The sequence below is a fragment of the Mucilaginibacter sp. genome (assembly GCF_041663085.1).
Classification (GTDB): domain Bacteria; phylum Bacteroidota; class Bacteroidia; order Sphingobacteriales; family Sphingobacteriaceae; genus Mucilaginibacter.
The window spans coordinates 21,760-37,821 of record NZ_JBAZRC010000026.1 but is presented as its reverse complement, the minus strand read 5'-3'; the positions used below and the strand labels follow the sequence as shown (position 1 = coordinate 37,821).

19 protein-coding genes are annotated in these 16,062 nt (G+C 43.3%); 9 read left to right on the top strand and 10 right to left on the bottom strand.

Annotation, left to right across the window (positions count from 1 at the left end; translation table 11 throughout):
• On the bottom strand, positions 1-188 hold a 188-nt coding region (locus tag WC615_RS07890), incomplete at its 3' end, for a hypothetical protein (RefSeq protein WP_372977562.1).
• Between the two features lie 230 nt (positions 189-418).
• On the opposite strand from WC615_RS07890, the gene WC615_RS07885 reads away from it, so the two are divergent.
• From WC615_RS07885 to WC615_RS07860, 6 genes are all read left to right on the top strand, one after another.
• Positions 419-802: a lipocalin family protein gene (locus WC615_RS07885; RefSeq protein WP_372977561.1), complete on the top strand. Its 384-nt coding sequence runs from the start codon at positions 419-421 to the stop codon at positions 800-802.
• Between the two features lie 72 nt (positions 803-874).
• Complete coding sequence (locus WC615_RS07880) at positions 875-1,447, top strand: hypothetical protein (protein WP_372977560.1); 573 nt, start codon at positions 875-877, stop codon at positions 1,445-1,447.
• A 9-nt stretch (positions 1,448-1,456) separates the two neighbouring features.
• Positions 1,457-2,095 carry a hypothetical protein gene (locus tag WC615_RS07875; protein ID WP_372977559.1) on the top strand — a complete coding sequence of 213 codons (639 nt, stop codon included), beginning with the start codon at positions 1,457-1,459 and terminating at the stop codon, positions 2,093-2,095.
• The gene (locus WC615_RS07870) at positions 2,062-2,886 is read left to right on the top strand and encodes a sensor histidine kinase (protein WP_372977558.1); all 825 of its coding nucleotides are present in this window, start codon (positions 2,062-2,064) and stop codon (positions 2,884-2,886) included. Before WC615_RS07875 ends, WC615_RS07870 begins: the two co-directional genes overlap by 34 nt.
• Complete coding sequence (locus WC615_RS07865; protein WP_372977557.1) at positions 2,855-3,493, top strand: response regulator; 639 nt, start codon at positions 2,855-2,857, stop codon at positions 3,491-3,493. Before WC615_RS07870 ends, WC615_RS07865 begins: the two co-directional genes overlap by 32 nt.
• Before the next feature lie 30 nt (positions 3,494-3,523).
• The gene (locus WC615_RS07860; RefSeq protein ID WP_372977556.1) at positions 3,524-4,594 is read left to right on the top strand and encodes a PA0069 family radical SAM protein; all 1,071 of its coding nucleotides are present in this window, start codon (positions 3,524-3,526) and stop codon (positions 4,592-4,594) included.
• Positions 4,595-4,749: 155 nt separating this feature from the next.
• On the opposite strand, the gene WC615_RS07855 is transcribed toward WC615_RS07860, so the two are convergent.
• From WC615_RS07855 to WC615_RS07845, 3 genes are all read right to left on the bottom strand, one after another.
• On the bottom strand, positions 4,750-4,980 hold the full coding sequence (locus tag WC615_RS07855) for a hypothetical protein (protein ID WP_191175173.1): 231 nt from the start codon (positions 4,978-4,980) through the stop codon (positions 4,750-4,752).
• 228 nt (positions 4,981-5,208) lie between these two features.
• On the bottom strand, positions 5,209-5,952 hold the full coding sequence (locus WC615_RS07850) for a zinc ribbon domain-containing protein (RefSeq protein ID WP_372977555.1): 744 nt from the start codon (positions 5,950-5,952) through the stop codon (positions 5,209-5,211).
• Positions 5,952-7,049 carry a Nif3-like dinuclear metal center hexameric protein gene (locus tag WC615_RS07845; RefSeq protein WP_372977554.1) on the bottom strand — a complete coding sequence of 366 codons (1,098 nt, stop codon included), beginning with the start codon at positions 7,047-7,049 and terminating at the stop codon, positions 5,952-5,954. The genes WC615_RS07850 and WC615_RS07845 overlap by 1 nt, the downstream gene beginning before the upstream one ends.
• A 54-nt stretch (positions 7,050-7,103) precedes the next feature.
• Between WC615_RS07845 and WC615_RS07840 the strand changes: the two genes are divergently transcribed.
• Positions 7,104-7,385, top strand: a complete 282-nt coding sequence (locus WC615_RS07840; protein ID WP_372977553.1) for a hypothetical protein — start codon at positions 7,104-7,106, stop codon at positions 7,383-7,385.
• Positions 7,386-7,555: 170 nt separating this feature from the next.
• Here WC615_RS07840 and WC615_RS07835 read toward each other — a convergent pair whose 3' ends face one another.
• The 4 genes from WC615_RS07835 to WC615_RS07820 form a co-directional block, all read right to left on the bottom strand.
• Positions 7,556-7,915 carry a TM2 domain-containing protein gene (locus WC615_RS07835; protein WP_372977552.1) on the bottom strand — a complete coding sequence of 120 codons (360 nt, stop codon included), beginning with the start codon at positions 7,913-7,915 and terminating at the stop codon, positions 7,556-7,558.
• A gap of 267 nt (positions 7,916-8,182) precedes the next feature.
• Complete coding sequence (locus WC615_RS07830) at positions 8,183-8,542, bottom strand: TM2 domain-containing protein (protein WP_372977551.1); 360 nt, start codon at positions 8,540-8,542, stop codon at positions 8,183-8,185.
• 135 nt (positions 8,543-8,677) lie between these two features.
• A complete protein-coding gene (locus tag WC615_RS07825) occupies positions 8,678-8,932 on the bottom strand; it encodes a DUF2752 domain-containing protein (protein ID WP_372977550.1) in 255 nt (84 codons plus the stop codon).
• 40 nt (positions 8,933-8,972) lie between these two features.
• Positions 8,973-9,389 (bottom strand): DUF4199 domain-containing protein, encoded by a 417-nt coding sequence (locus tag WC615_RS07820; protein ID WP_372977549.1) that lies wholly within the window; start codon positions 9,387-9,389, stop codon positions 8,973-8,975.
• Between the two features lie 138 nt (positions 9,390-9,527).
• Between WC615_RS07820 and mfd the strand changes: the two genes are divergently transcribed.
• On the top strand, positions 9,528-12,878 hold the full coding sequence (mfd, locus tag WC615_RS07815; protein ID WP_372977548.1) for a transcription-repair coupling factor: 3,351 nt from the start codon (positions 9,528-9,530) through the stop codon (positions 12,876-12,878).
• 1 nt (position 12,879) lies between these two features.
• On the opposite strand, the gene WC615_RS07810 is transcribed toward mfd, so the two are convergent.
• Together WC615_RS07810 and hpt are read right to left on the bottom strand one after the other, a co-directional pair.
• Positions 12,880-13,986 (bottom strand): hypothetical protein, encoded by a 1,107-nt coding sequence (locus tag WC615_RS07810; protein ID WP_372977547.1) that lies wholly within the window; start codon positions 13,984-13,986, stop codon positions 12,880-12,882.
• Positions 13,987-14,227: 241 nt separating this feature from the next.
• Positions 14,228-14,767, bottom strand: a complete 540-nt coding sequence (gene hpt, locus WC615_RS07805) for a hypoxanthine phosphoribosyltransferase (RefSeq protein ID WP_372977546.1) — start codon at positions 14,765-14,767, stop codon at positions 14,228-14,230.
• A 60-nt stretch (positions 14,768-14,827) separates the two neighbouring features.
• On the opposite strand from hpt, the gene WC615_RS07800 reads away from it, so the two are divergent.
• On the top strand, positions 14,828-16,057 hold the full coding sequence (locus tag WC615_RS07800) for a M16 family metallopeptidase (RefSeq protein WP_372977545.1): 1,230 nt from the start codon (positions 14,828-14,830) through the stop codon (positions 16,055-16,057).
• Positions 16,058-16,062: the final 5 nt, after the last annotated feature.

Here is a 16,062-nt window from a genome sequence, read left to right as displayed (position 1 = left end):
TGCTCAAAGCGCTGTTTTTCGTTTGCCATAGGGCTTAAGTTAACCGGCCTGTTTACCAACACTACCGTAGCGTTTGGGTTGGTAACCGGCGGGGTAATGCCGGTAAGGCTGTTAGTTTGCGCACCGGCGGTTATGCCGGCACACAATAGAGGGATAAATAAAAGTTTTGAAAGGTTAAGGTTATTCATATCAAAAGTATATGCTGCCTACTCTGTTCCGTTTTCGGCTTTCCCGGCCACAATTGCTGCAATTGCTTATCACAAATCTCTGTTTAACGACAAGGTGCATCAATGCGCATATCACCCAAATTACCCTGTGTTTAAGCTGTGCAAATACCGTGAAAACACGGGGCTGTCGCGCTCACGACAGAAATAACTTAGCGGTCACAAATCAGCACTCAACATTAATTATCACGATCATGAAAAAACTATTATTTATCACACTATTACTTATTGGCAGCACTGTGGCTTTTACAGGGTGCAGCAAAAAAAATGACGATGGTTCGTCTTCCGGGTCTATATCAAAAAGCAAACTGGTTGGCAAATGGCTTTATGTAAAATTTGTTGAAAACGGCGATACCGAAACTTTTGAGGATGGCGAATACTTTCAGCTTAACGAAGATGGTACAGCTTACGACAGCATGGATGATGATAATGCACAATGGACGCTATCCGGCAATAAAATAACTCTTATTGTTGATGGCAAACCCAATATTGCCACTGTAGAAAAACTAACCAGTAGCGAGCTTGTGATGTCTACAAATGATAATGGCGAAATAAGAACCGCTTATTTTAAAAAATAATACTTTGTAAATACAAAAAACCCTGATAGAATGTAACTTAGAGCAACCGTTAATCTTAAAACAATTTAAACAATGAAAAATTTACTACCCGTACTATTGGTCTTATGCGTGTTGTTTTCATGCAAACAAAAACCGGCAGCAACCACCGAATCTACTGCAACACCCAATCAACCGGATACTTCTGCAATCGTTCCCGGGCCAGATGAGGTTCCCTTTGAGCTTGCCAAACGCATGGTTATTAATTATGAACCACATGTTGGCACAATAGCTCTGCCCAACGGCACTTCTGGCGGCGGCAATACCCGTTCGGTTTGGTTTGACTTGAATAAGCTCGACTCCCTTGTTAAACATCTTAAAGAAGAACGGGGTCATAATGGCAAAACTGATGGGGTTCGTGTTTATTTTGGCACTTATGGCGACAATGCTAAAGAGCCGGCGGGTTATGGTTTAGATCCGAATAATTCTTTTAGAAACACCCTAGTGTTTGTTTCAACTAAAGACTCTTTGGTAAATAAAACTCACTACCACCAAGATTATTTTACAAATGAAAAGGCCTTTATTTTAACCGGCCCTGCAAACAAGGGCGAACTTTGCCCCCCTCCGGTAAAATGCTGTGAAATTGGCGCGTTACTTTCATGCCCATAATAACTATTTATGTTTTTATCTGCCAACAACATTGTTGAGTTAACCGGCCTTATTTTAGCCATAGTTTTTCTCATCAATGATAAAAACAAGGTCTGGAAAGCCCAGATCTTGTTTTTAATCGCGGTGTGTATTATTGAGTTAACCGGCCGGTATTACAGGATGATCATCCAGCAAAATAATAGTTGGATCTACAACTTGTACCTATTGCTCGAAACGGGTTTCATAAGTGCCGTATTCTACGTTTTTTTTGAGGATTATATAAAAGGCCGGTTATACATAATAGCTGCTGTACTGTTATTTATTACTGTATATGTATCAGAGGTGGTATCTCACGGTATTACTAAATTTAATGTAAACAGCGATACGCTGTTATCGGTACATTTTTGCATTTGCAGCCTGCTATATTACTACCAGCTTTTAAAAAGCGACGGATACGAGCAACTATCAAAGCTGCCATCGTTTTGGTGGGTAAATGGCGTGTTCTTTTTTTATTTTGGCAGCGTTGCCTGCGACCTTTTCTTTTACCAATTATTTTTAATTCCAAATAACTTACGTTCAGATATATACGCTATATTAAACCTGCTTTTATACAGCTGCTGGTCATACTCATTTTTATGCAGATATCAACAAAGGAAACGGTTGAGTTAATTATCACAGCAACGCTGATTTTTTTATTAGCGCCCGCCTTTGTGCTGATATACGTTAACCTATACAACCAGCGCAAGAAAAAACTTGTGGAAGAGAAAGCACTGCTCGAATCAAAATTTCAGCAGGAACTCCTAAAAACACAGGTAGAAATGCAGGAGCAGACCCTTAACCATATTAGCCGAGAAATACATGACAATGTAACCCAGGTACTCTCTTTTGTTAAACTTAACCTGGCTATCCCCGCGAAAGCTACGCCAGAGCAGGCCGAGCAAAAAATAAGTGAGAGCCGCAACCTGGTTGCACAGGTTATAAATGACCTGCGCGATCTGTCAAAGAGCCTCAGCTATGAGCATATTATGCAGTTGGGGCTGGTGCAAACCATAGAGATAGAAGCCGGGCGCGTCAACAAAAGCGGCATCATTAAAGTTGACCTTGCCATTGGCGGCGATGCCCGCAACCTGGGCGAACAGCGCGAACTGGTACTGTTCCGTATTTTCCAGGAAGCGCTTAATAATGCGCTGAAACATTCGGGCGCAAAGCAGCTAAAGATCAGTTTGGATTATTTTGATCATTTGTTTAACTTAACCATTCAAGACAACGGTGTGGGTTTCCCGGCTCATTCGCTAAACAAAAGCGGATCGGGCTTAAGAAACATTGTGAACAGGGCTGCCTTAATTGGTGCTGATGCTGTTATTGACAGCGCGCCAGGCAAGGGTTGTTGTATAAAAATTACTATTGACCCCCTTACACAATATACCCATGCCAACGGAAACCACAATAGCCCTGGTTGATGATCACCGCCTCTTCAGAAGTGGCATCGTATCATTAATAACTTCTATTACCGGCTATAAAATACTTTTTGAAGCTGGCAACGGGGAGGAATTAACCCGGAAAATATCGCCCAAGTTTAAACCCGATATTGTTTTACTGGATATAAACATGCCGGTAATGGATGGCACCAGTACTGCGCAGTGGCTACGCAACCACTACCCCGACGTTTGCATTATCATCCTTTCCATGTTTGAGGATGCCGAAAAAGTATTGAGTATGGTAAAAATTGGCGTTAAAGGCTACCTGCTAAAAGACGCCGAGCCACATGAGTTTGAGCAGGCCCTTAAAAAGGTATCGCAGGGCGAACTGTATTACCCCGAATTTGTAACCCGCCACCTGGTACAAAGCTTTAACAAAAACACCGACCAGATTAAGCTTAACGCCCGCGAGATTGAGTTTTTAAAATTGGCCGGCACCGAGCTTACCTACAAGGAAATTGCCGACCAAATGTGCGTCAGCGCCCGCACTGTTGACGGATATCGCGATCAGCTTTTTGAAAAATTACAAATAAAAAGCCGCGTAGGGCTGGTTTTGTATGCCATAAAAAATAACATGATTGAATTGTAATTTGCTAAAATTATTAGCAAATTTGTTTCCATGTCACATGCGGAAAACGATGAATTTTTTAAGGGTAGAGGGGCGCAGGTAAACACGCACAACAGGTTCTTAAAGAACAAATATGTACTGGACCATATTGAGGGGCTTGACGAACAACTGCTGGAAAATACGCACACCCAACTTTTTGAGGAAACCCCAAAGAAGATCGTAAGCGAATCTAATAGCCCGGATCTGAGTCACTTCCACTCCATAAACCCTTACCAGGGATGTGAGCACGGCTGCATTTACTGTTATGCCCGCAACAGCCACGAGTACTTTGGATTTAGCGCCGGACTCGATTTTGAACGTAAAATCATCGTAAAACGCAACGCGCCAGAGTTGCTCGAAAAATATTTTAACAAAAAGGGTTACGAGCCCGTACCCATCGTACTTTCGGGCAATACAGATTGCTACCAGCCTATTGAGCGTAAGCTTAAAATAACCCGCGGCCTTTTAGAGGTTTTTTTAAAATACCGAAACCCGGTAAGCATCATTACTAAAAACAATGTAGTGCTTCGTGATATGGATATATTGGGCGAATTAGCCCGCATGAACCTGGCCCATGTAAACATATCTATCACTACATTAAATGAATCGTTAAGGCAAAAGCTGGAGCCACGTACGGTTACGGGCATGAGCAGGCTTGGTGTTATCCAAAAGCTAACAGAAAAAGGTATCCCCTGCAGGGTGATGGTAGCGCCCATTATCCCCGGGCTAAACAGTAACGAGATCCCTGATATTATAAAAGCTGCTGCCGACCGGGGAGCGGTATCTGCCGGGTTTACCATTGTGCGGCTTAACGGGGCAATTGCCGAGATCTTTACCGATTGGGTACACAAAGCATTCCCCGATAGGGCCGAAAAGGTTTTAAATATGATAAAGGCCTGCCACGGAGGTAGCCTTAATGATAGTGAGTTTGGGCGCCGTATGAGCGGCGAGGGCCACGTTGCGCAATCCATCCACCAACTATACCGTATGGCCTGCGTACGTTTCCTGGCGGGCCGCGAAATGCCGCAATATGACTTTACATTGTTTACACCAAAGGGCGGGAAGCAGACGAGTATGTTTTAGGGGGGATACTTTTGCGCACCTCGCGTCATTGTTGTGGGGTATGAAGCAATCTCCAAATAAGTTATAAGCGACTTGCAAAGTGTACAAGCACAGTTCTGAGATTGCTTCATACCTCGCAATGACGCATGGAGATAATTGGCGGCAAGAAATTTAGCTTACATTCTCAATCTCAGTGAAACCGACCTTCCCAACGCCTGTACAAAATTAGGGTCGAGTTGTTCTTCGCCATCCTTTTGGATCCAAATGGTATTTTCTTTTATCAGCTGTAGCTTTTCGCCGTTCAGCAGTAATTCCAGTTCGGTTGTATTTTGGTTTATTAAACGGCTGTTTACAATCTGGTAAACATAATCCTTGTCGTTAAAAGTAATCCGTAGCGGTAATCCCATATCTCTAATCTTCTCGCGGTAAAGATAGCCGTTCTTTTGAGAGAGGAAATTTTATTTGAAAAAAAGCACATCTGTCATCCCGAACTTGTTTCAGGATCCCTCAGGACAAGTGGACGCTGCACGAGAGATGCTGAAATAAATTCGGCATGACTGATGGAAATTTATAACAACAAAAAAGGCCCCGTAAACGGGGCCTTTTAAATATAAGTTTATGAACGTGGTTGCTAATTAAGCGTTCTCTTCTTCTAAAGCCATTAGCTCATCAACAAGGATACGTCCGCAATGCTCGCAAACGATGATCTTTTTACGCTGACGGATATCTGACTGGCGCTGAGGCGGGATCTGGTTAAAGCAACCAGAGCATGAATCGCGCTGAATGGTAACTACTGCTAAACCATTTTTAGCGTTTTTACGCAAACGGTTGTAAGCAATAAGCAAACGCTCATCTATATTACCGGTAGCTTTTTCGGCCTGGCCTGTTAATTCGTTTTCTTCTTTTTCAGTTTCGGCGGTAATTGTGCCTAACTCATCTTTTTTTGCATCAAGGTCGCTGCGGCGTGCATCAAGATCTGCTTGTGCTTTTTCGTAGATGCTGGTTTTTGATGCGATCTCGAAACCGTACTCACGAATCTTTTTCTCGCTCACTTGTATATCTAAGCCTTGTATCTCAATTTCTTTTGATATGGCATCATACTCGCGGTTGTTTTTTACTTCGTTAAGCTGAGTTTCGTATTTTTTTATGTTAGACTGTGCGTCTTTTATCAGGTTCTTGCGGGTTACAATTTCATCCTCAAGATCATCAAGCTCATTCTTGATCTTCTGTATGCGGGTTTCAAGGCCTGCAACATCATCTTCAAGATCTGCAACTTCCATAGGCAATTCACCTCTTACCTGGCGTATCTTGTCAATTTTGGTGTGGATGGTTTGCAGGTCGTATAAAGCTTTCAGCTTTTGTTCTATGGTTTGTTCCATTAAATAAAATATTTGACGGGGTTTGTATTCACTTTTGTTAAACGGATGGCAAAGTTACTAAATTTTTTCTGAATAATTTCGAACAATAATTGTTGCGTAAATTGCTCACTTTCAAAATGTCCAATGTCGGCGATGAGTATTTTTCCCTCTGCATCAAAAAACTCGTGATATTTATAATCTGCAGTGATAAAAACATCTGCCCCGGCAGCTATGGCTTGCTTCAATAAAAACCCTCCTGAGCCACCGCAAACCGCTACTTTTTTTACCTGTTTGCCGGTAAACGCGGTGTGCCTTATCACCTGTGCATCCATGCTTGTTTTAACATCTGCTAAAAATTCGGCTTCGTCCATTGGTGTGTCCAGTTCCCCTATCATGCCGCTGCCAATTTCCTGGTGCTGGTTGGTCAGGTTATACAGATCGTACGCTACCTCTTCATAAGGATGCGCCAAAACAAGCGCCATAATGATCTTGCTTTCCAGGTTGGCCGGGTAAACGGTTTCTATCCGCATCTCCTCTTCGTGGTGGCGAACGCCCGGCTCACCTACGTATGGGTCGCTATTTTCGCCACCTTTAAACGTGCCGGTACCTTCCGCATTAAAGCTGCATTCACTGTATTCGCCAATGTGGCCTGCCCCTGCATGGAACAACGCTTTACGTACTTGCTCGGCCTGCGCAACGGGCACATAAGTAACCAGCTTTTTAAGCAGGTTATGTTTGGGCGCTAAAATACGTGTATTACCTATCCCCAGTGTTTCGCAAATTCGGGCGTTAACGCCTGGCATTACATTATCCAGGTTGGTGTGGATGGCATACAGCGCGATGTTATTGCGGATGGCCTTTTCAACCACGCGCTCCACATACGTTTTGCCATTGAATTTTTTTAGCCCTTTAAATACAATAGGGTGATGCGATATGATGACCTGGCAATCGGTCGCAATGGCTTCATCAACCACGGCCTCGGTGCAATCCAGCGATATCAGCGCCTGGTGTACTTCCATATCCGGCTGGCCTACTATTAAGCCGCTGTTATCGTAATCTTCCTGATAGGCCAGCGGGGCCAGGCTTTCCAGGTAAGCGGTTAGCTGTGCTAATTTCATAATTGTACTAAGGTAGTAAGGCGGGGCGATGTTTAAAAGGAATATTTTACGCCGATGGATAATCGCTTTATTATTTCACTCCCCCCCGCCTACGCTTCACTGGCCGACCTTCTCTGCTGCGCAAAGAAGGTTTGTTGCCCTGTTTATTTATCCCTCTTTCCGCGCAGCGAAGAAAGGAGGTCGAGCGAAGCAGTAACCGGGCGAGTAAACTACCGGCCGGGGTTAATAACCATCGTTCCCTTAACGCAAAAAGAATCAAAACGTACAGGTGATATTTTCTTTGGCGCCAACCGTTACCGGCCTGCCAACGCTCACCGCGTTTTGATCCTTGTATAGCTTAAAAAGCTTTGCTTATATCTTAGAACGTACTTTGGCTTTTGCAGCTTTTAGATCGTTCATTAAAATGCTCATCAGTTCTTTATCGAAACGAGACATTAATTGAGTGGCTATTGGTTTTTTTGAATTTTTCATTGTGATATGGTTTAGGATTTTTATGTATAAATTAATTAGATCCCCATTTTGGCTATGTTAAAGCTTTCGTAGGCCATTTTTTGATTGTATTCGTTTGCTAACGACTGGTGGTTTATCAGGTCGACAATGGTACCGATAAAGCAAAAGCCTGCTGTAAAAAAGTAAAATACGCCCATCATTACCTGGCCCACCAAAAAGCGCTGTACCCCGGCAATACCGATAAAGCCAAGCAGTGTGAATATCAGAATATCCTGAGGGCTTTTTCTTTTACCTGAATAGATCATGTAAAAGGTTTGTTTTTGGGTATCACTTAGGCTGCTTGTTGCCTGGTGCAAAACTGCCATTTCCTCTGTTGTGATGCCTGGCAGTGACATATAAGGATTGTAAGTGTTCATTTTTTTATGTTTTACTTGTGATTGATGATGTAAAACTACTATCGAAATAAAGATTGGCCTACAATTAATAGGCTATCTGTTATAATCTATCGGTAAGCGTGGTTATTTATTCGGCGAAACCGGGTGGAATTTTTTCACCGATGAGGGCTTATTAAAGCTATAGTTATTCAAATAGCAATATATGGGTATGTTATATGTAGGATGGACATTTTTATTTATAATGATGTTTTAGCGTTTTATTACGATATGGTTTAGGGTTGCAACACATTAAACACCCATTTTAAGAATACTAACACTTTCATAAGCCACCTTTTGGTTGTATTCGTTTGTTAGCGACTTATAATTTATCAGGTCCATAATAGTGCATACAAAGAAAAAACCTGCGGTAAAAAGGTAAAGCACCCCCATTGTTACCTGGCCCATTACAATACGGTGTATGCCCGCTATACCAATAAGGCCAAGCAGGGCAAGTATCAATATGTCCTGCGGGTTTTTCCTTTTGCTTATATAGATATTATAAAACATTTGCTTTTGCGCATCGCTTAGGCCACTGGTTGTTTGGCGCAAAATTGTAAGCTCCTCGGTTGTGATGCCCGGTAATGACAGGTAAGGATTGTAAGTTTCCATCTTTAGTTTTTTTGTTGTGCGTATTTGATGATGCAAAACTAATATCGGAATAAAAATTCATCTATAACTATTTGGCAGTCTGATACAATGCATCGGCAAGCGCAGTAATTTATTAGGCAAAGCTGGCCCGACCATTTACTGACCGGGCTTATCAAAGCTGAATTTATGCCCAATTGCAAGTGTATAGATGCGGTACAACAAACCGCCAAGCACAGGTATACCCAACCAGTGCGCATGGAAAGAGCTTTTTATATCACCATGAAACAAATAAGAGATAGCATGGCCAAGGCCGCAACCCGGGCACCACGTAAAGCCAAGCAGCTTTAAAGGGCATAAGCTAAAGTGGCTTTCACCTGCCGGGTTTGTAAACGCCAGGCAAATCAAAGCCACTATCCAAAAGATTAATTCAAAATATCGGTTAAAGTACTTTCTAATCAACGCGGTTGCTCCTGGTGGTTAGCAGTAAAGATACTGCAAACGCTTCTATTACACCAACAAGCAGGGCGCCAAAAATACGGCCGCTAAAACTCTGAAAAGTGGTGTCATTACTGCCCGCACCACCCCAATTAATAAATACAATGCCCGCAAATACAGCTAAAACACCGCCTACCAATAAAATTTTAAAGCTTTGTATCAATGCTTCTAAAAAGCCCATCTTGCCTTTAAGCTCGCCATCCCTAAAGTTTTTAACCCCAAAAAACAAACCTATAAGCGGTATTAATATAGAAACATATTCAATGGGGTTAACCTCACTATCGGTTAAGTGATATCCTGTTTGGCGCATTACAAAAAGCCATATTAAACTTAAAACACCTATTACTAATCCAAATATTACTGAGTTCTTCATGTTGTATAAAGTTTGGTACTTTGTTGTAGTTTCGAAATATCATTTAAAAGTAAACATAAGCGCAAATTGTTTGCTTTAATTTTATGATAAATACTCAGCCACATAAAAAAAGGCTTTTTTACCTATATTTACACCGTTTTGAACATCCGTGATATATTAGAGCGATACAAAGCTGACGATAGGATAAAGGCATTGGCGAAAGCTTTAAATGCCGGTAAAAACCCAAGGGTGCAGCTTCGTGGTTTAGTCGGGTCGGGTGATGCGGCCATGGCGGCAGCATTGTATTTTTTGCAGCACAAACACATGATATTTGTGTTGCCCGAACGCGAAGAGGCCGCTTATTTCCTTGCCGATCTGGAGAATTTAACCGGTAAAGACATCCTGCTTTTCCCGTCGTCATACCGCAAACCGTTTGAATTTACCCAGCCCGACAGTAGCAACGTACTTGCCCGCGCCGAGGTGTTGAACGAGCTTAATCATTCCACCGAATACGGACAGCTTATAGTAACCTATCCCGAGGCTTTGGCCGAAAAAGTGATAGACCGCTCATCGCTGGAGAAAAACACGCTCGAAATTTCTGTAAACAACAAACTCAGTATCGATTTTATCACCGAGTTTTTGGTGGAGTATGATTTTGACCGGGTTGATTTTGTTTACGAACCGGGGCAATTCTCAGTTCGTGGTGGGATTGTAGATATCTTCTCTTTCTCACATGATCTGCCTTACCGGGTAGAGTTTTTTGGCGATATCATCGAATCTATCCGCACGTTCGAGATAGAAAGCCAGTTATCTGTTGAGCAGGTAAAGAATATCACCATTGTACCCAACGTGCAATCCAAGTTCCTAACCGAGAATAACATCTCCCTGCTGGAATATGTAGAGCCTGATACACAGGTGTGGATAAAAGATGTACAGTTTACGCTGGATATCATCCAAACCGGGCATAAAAAAGCTACGCAGCTTTGGAAGGCCTTATCCGCAGATGAAAAGAACCAGAACCCGGATTGGATAGACCCCAAATTTAGTTTTACCGACGAGAAACTCATTGCCGACCAGCTGCATGATTTTGCCCTGGTTGAATTTGGCAAGCAATTCTTTTACAACGATGCCACGCAGATCAGCTTTGATATGCGCCCGCAGCCATCCTTCAATAAAGATTTTAGCCTGCTGATCCATAATTTTAAAAATAACGATGCCGAAAAGATAGAGAACTACATCCTCACCGATTCGGCGCGACAGGTGGAGCGGCTTTATGCTATACTGGAAGACCTGGACAAGACGGTTAAATTCACCCCGGTAAGCATCAGCATCCGCGAAGGTTTTATTGATAGAGAACAAAAACTGGCCTGTTATACCGACCACCAGATATTTGACCGTTACTATAAATACAAGCTTAAAAAAGGCTATCAGCGTTCGCAGGCTATTACACTTAAAGAGCTGCGCGACCTAAAACCGGGCGATTTTGTCACCCATATCGACCACGGTATAGGAAAATATGCCGGGCTTGAAAAGGTGGAGGTAAATGGCAAAACGCAGGAGATGATCCGTTTGGTTTATGCCGATAACGATTTGCTATACGTAAACATCAACTCGCTTAACCGCATCAGCAAATACAGCGGCAAAGAAGGTACCGAACCCCGTATGAACAAACTGGGCACCGATACCTGGGAACGCCTCAAAAAAACCACAAAAAAAAAAGTTAAGGACATCGCCCGCGACCTGATCAAGCTTTACGCCCTGCGCAAAGCACAGGATGGGAATGCCTTTTCGCCCGATAGTTATTTGCAGACAGAACTGGAAGCATCCTTCCTGTACGAGGATACTCCTGATCAGGAAAAAGCCACAGTCGACTTTAAGAAAGACATGGAATCGCCGCACCCTATGGACAGGCTGATATGCGGCGATGTGGGCTTTGGTAAAACTGAGATAGCCGTGCGTGCCGCGTTTAAAGCCGTCGCGGATAGCAAGCAGGTAGCTATATTAGTGCCTACAACCATTCTGGCGGCCCAGCATTACAAAACATTTACCGATAGGCTAAAGGGCTTCCCCGTAAATGTTGATTACGTAAACCGCTTTAAAACCAGCAAACAGATCAAAGACACCCTTGAAGGGTTGAAACAGGGTAAGGTGGATATTATTATCGGCACACACCGCTTGGTAAGCAAGGATGTGAAGTTTAAAGACCTTGGCCTGATGATCATTGACGAGGAGCAAAAGTTTGGTGTATCGGTAAAAGAAAAACTAAAACACATGCGCGCCAATGTAGATACGTTGACGCTTACCGCTACGCCTATCCCTCGTACACTACATTTTTCACTCATGGGTGCACGCGATCTTTCTATCATATCTACCCCGCCGCCAAACCGGCAGCCGGTTGTAACCGAGCTGCACGTGTTTAACGATACGCTGATAAAAGAAGCCGTTGAGCACGAGATTGAACGCGATGGGCAGGTATTCTTTATCCATAACCGCGTGGCCGATTTGCCGCAGCTTGGCGGCATGATCCACAAACTGGTGCCAAAGGCACGCGTAGGTATCGCCCACGGTCAGTTAGAGGGCGATGCGCTGGAAGATGTGATGCTGAAGTTTGTGAACCACGAGTATGATGTATTAGTGGCAACCACTATTATTGAGGCCGGTTTGGATATCCCTAACGCCAATACCATCATCATCAATCATGCCCACATGTTTGGCCTGAGCGACCTGCACCAGATGCGCGGCCGTGTTGGGCGGAGCAATAAAAAAGCATACTGTTATTTGCTGAGTCCGCCATTAAGTACACTGACCAACGAGGCCCGCAAACGCCTGAGCGCTATTGAAGAATTCAGCGACCTGGGCAGTGGCTTTAACGTGGCCATGCGCGACCTGGACATCCGCGGCAGCGGTAACCTGCTGGGTGCCGAGCAAAGCGGCTTTATTGCCGAAATTGGTTTTGACATGTACCATAAGATACTTGACGAGGCCATACAGGAACTGAAGGATGACGAATTTAAAGGCGTATTCCCGGATGACAAGCCAAGGCCGTTCATCAGTTTCACCCAGATTGATACCGACCAGGAGATCCTGATACCGGATGAATATGTAACCAGTATAGCCGAACGCTATAACCTATATACCGAGCTAAGCAAGCTGGAAAATGAAACCGAACTGCAGGCTTTTAAACAGCAACTGCACGACAGGTTTGGCCCTATACCAGAACAGGTGAACGACTTGCTGAACTCCATGCGCCTGCAATGGCTGGGTAAAGCCATCGGGTTTGAGAAGGTCTCGCTTAAAAAGAATGTACTACGTGGCTATTTTATCACCAACCAGCAATCGGCTTATTTTGAAACGGATGCCTTTAAAGAGGTGCTGAACTTTGTACAGCGCAACCCGCGCCGAACCAATCTTAAAGAAGTAAAAAACACCCTGCGCCTAAGCGTTGACCGCGTTGCCAATATTGACGAAGCGCTTGAATTATTAGAAGAAATGATGGTGGTTGGGGTGTAGCCTATAGGATGATGGCACTACCACCTTCAACGTTTAATGGCGATCCGTTATAGTACTTTACCTGAGCACCTTCGTTTTGTTTGTACCTGAATTGCCCACTGGTTTGTTCACTAATTAAAAGAGACACTCCAAAAGTTGCCTTTAACGGGATACCATAAATTGTTGCCGGGATCCACTTAGGGCACTGGGATAATGCGGCTTTCATAGCCTCTACCAAATCCGGCGAAATTGTACTTAGTGGTTCAAGATTTACTAAGCTGCCGTCTTCTTGAATTGTAAATGAGATCATGGCAGAGTCTAAAAGTTTCCTTGAATGAGGAGTATTATATATTTTATTTACGAGTTTTCTGAACTTCTCAATAAAAACAAAGCGTCCCTCTTTTGGCTTTGCATCCTCTGTAATATTTTTAAAGGGATATGCCTTACCTAAGGTATCATATCCAATACCTGAAATATACTTATCATCCTGGTATATTATTGAGTATTTAGCCGAATCCTTACCTGTTATATACCCCCTCCACTCTCCATTCATCAGGCCATGGCGTATCGTACCCGAGCGGATTATGTTAAAATCATTATCGTAATCATATGCGGCTCCCTCACCCTTAGCACAAATTTCTTTTCCTGTTTTGTCAAAAAAGCTTTCAAGCAGGGCGGTCGTGTATACACTCCCTGATACGTTCTTATAGTTGACAATTTGATACTGGCTTCCGTCTGGATAGTAATAATACTCTGTACCTTGTTTTTGATTTTCTTTATAGGTTGTTATTGCCTTCCTTTTCCCATTGTCAAAAAAACTGATGCATTGTCCTTCCAGGCTCAGAGTTCCCCTTCCCAAATTTATCGTTGACGGTATTGCTACCCCTGCTAATTTCAATTTCCCGTTTTTATAAAACTCTTTAACATCAACGCGTTCGTCGGTTAGCCTAAACGGTGGGATAACGCGGATAAAATCCGCACTATCTAAAGAAGAAACAAGTTGTGATGTGTATCTTAAATTTCTAAAAAAATACACAGTGGTGTCTCTTGACTGTGCTATAGCAGAATTAACAGATATAGAGAGCGCAATTATAAAAAGTGCTCTTTTAACTAGGGGCGAAGGGTTCATGGAGGAATAAGGTCGTTTAACGCCCTAAAGATATTAAATCTTCTGAATAGCACCAGCAAATCCAGTTGCCGGGTGATACCTATCGCCGGCAATATTTCTCCGGAATTTCAGCGGCATACCACGATACATATTGGTTGAAAAGAATGGCAACGTGTTCAGCGACAACGCCAAACGCCCCGGCGATGATAATTTAAAGCCGGAGATTGACGCATTATTGAGTACGAAATAGTAAGCCTATACCTTACCCTACCTTCTGATAGATGCCTCTTAAGTTTCTGCCCAGTTCCCTGTAATCTAACCCGTAGCCCACCACAAATTTATTAGGGATCTGGAAGGCTACGTATTTTAGCTCTTCAATACTGTGTTCAACAGAGTCTGGCTTAAAAAGCAGGGTACAAACAGTAATTGACGCAGGATTGCGTATTAGTAGCTTTTCTATCAGGTATTTAATGGTATTACCGCTGTCAATAATATCCTCCAAAAGGATAACGTCCTTCCCTGTTATGTTTACGTGCAAATCAAAATCATCCCGGATGGTACGGGTGCTTGATAAGCCACCAAAATAAGATGCCAGCTTAGTAAAAGTTACTTCGCAGGGGACAACAATTTCTTTCAGCAAGTCTGATGCAAACATAAAACTGCCGTTCAGTATGCCCACAAATATGGGCTGGCGGCCTTCAAAATCATTATTTATTTGCTGCGCCAGTTCGGCAATGCGTTGTTGTATAACCTCGTGCGGGTACATCGGCTCAAATTCAAGGTCGGCTATTTGTAATTTCATAGGGTAAACATAAGCAATACCAAACAATTTGGAGGTTTAAACGCTATCTTTGAACCTTTTATGACAGATCACCAGGTTCACGCGCTGCCAAATGGCATCCGCATATTATTTAAACATTCGCCCTCGCCTATTACGCACTGCTGTTTTGTACTAAACGCCGGATCACGCGATGAATTGCCCCAAAAAGAAGGACTGGCCCATTTTATTGAGCACCTGCTTTTTAAGGAAACCGAAAGGCGCAGCACCCCCCAGATACTAAACCATCTGGAACTTGTTGGCGCTGATTTGAATGCATACACAACCAAAGAGTATACCTGTATCCATGCTTCATTATTAAAACAACACCTGGAGCGCGCTGTTGACCTGTTTGAGGATATCCTGTTCCACTCTACCTTCCCCGAAGATGAAATGGAAAAGGAACGCGGTGTAATACTGGACGAGATCTCTTCATACCTGGACCAGCCCGAGGAAGCCATACAAGACGATTTTGAAGAGTACCTTTTTAAAGGGCACCCCATAGGCAACAACATTTTAGGTACGCCCGAAAGCGTTGGCATACTAAACGGTGCTGATATTAAACAGTTTACCGCGGCCAATAACAATACCCACCAAATGATCTTCGCCGTTTATGGCGATTATGATTTTAAGAAACTGGTAAAGCTGTGCGAAAAGTATTTTGGCAACGTGCCCGAAAACACCAGTCAAAAAAACAGGATAGCGCCCGATGCGATAAGCCACGGCATTTATGCCTTGCAAAAACCCATCTCGCAAACGCATTGTATTTTGGGCGGCAGGGCGTATCCATCGGCACATCAAAATAAATACGGGTTGTTGCTGCTCAATAATGTTTTGGGCGGCATGGGCATGAGCAACCGGCTTAACCTGGAGATTCGCGAGAAACACGGCATCGCTTACACCATCGAATCTAATTACACCTCGTTAACAGATACGGGTATCTTCTCTATTTACTTTGGTACCGATGCAGAAAAGGCCGAAAAAGCGCTTAAACTGGTACATAAAGAACTAAAGAAACTGCGCGATAATAAGCTTGGAACAGTACAGCTAAAACAAGCCAAAGAAAAATTTATTGGACAGATAGCTCTGGCCGAAGAGAGCCGCATGAGCCTGATCATATCTATGGCAAAAAGCCTGCTCGATTTTAACCGGATCGACTCGCTGGAGGAGATCTTCGCTAAAATAAACGCGGTTACAGCAGAAGGCCTCCTGGAGATCAGCAACGAAATTTTTGATAATGACCGTATGATAACCTTATTATTTGAGCCTAAGTAATAAAA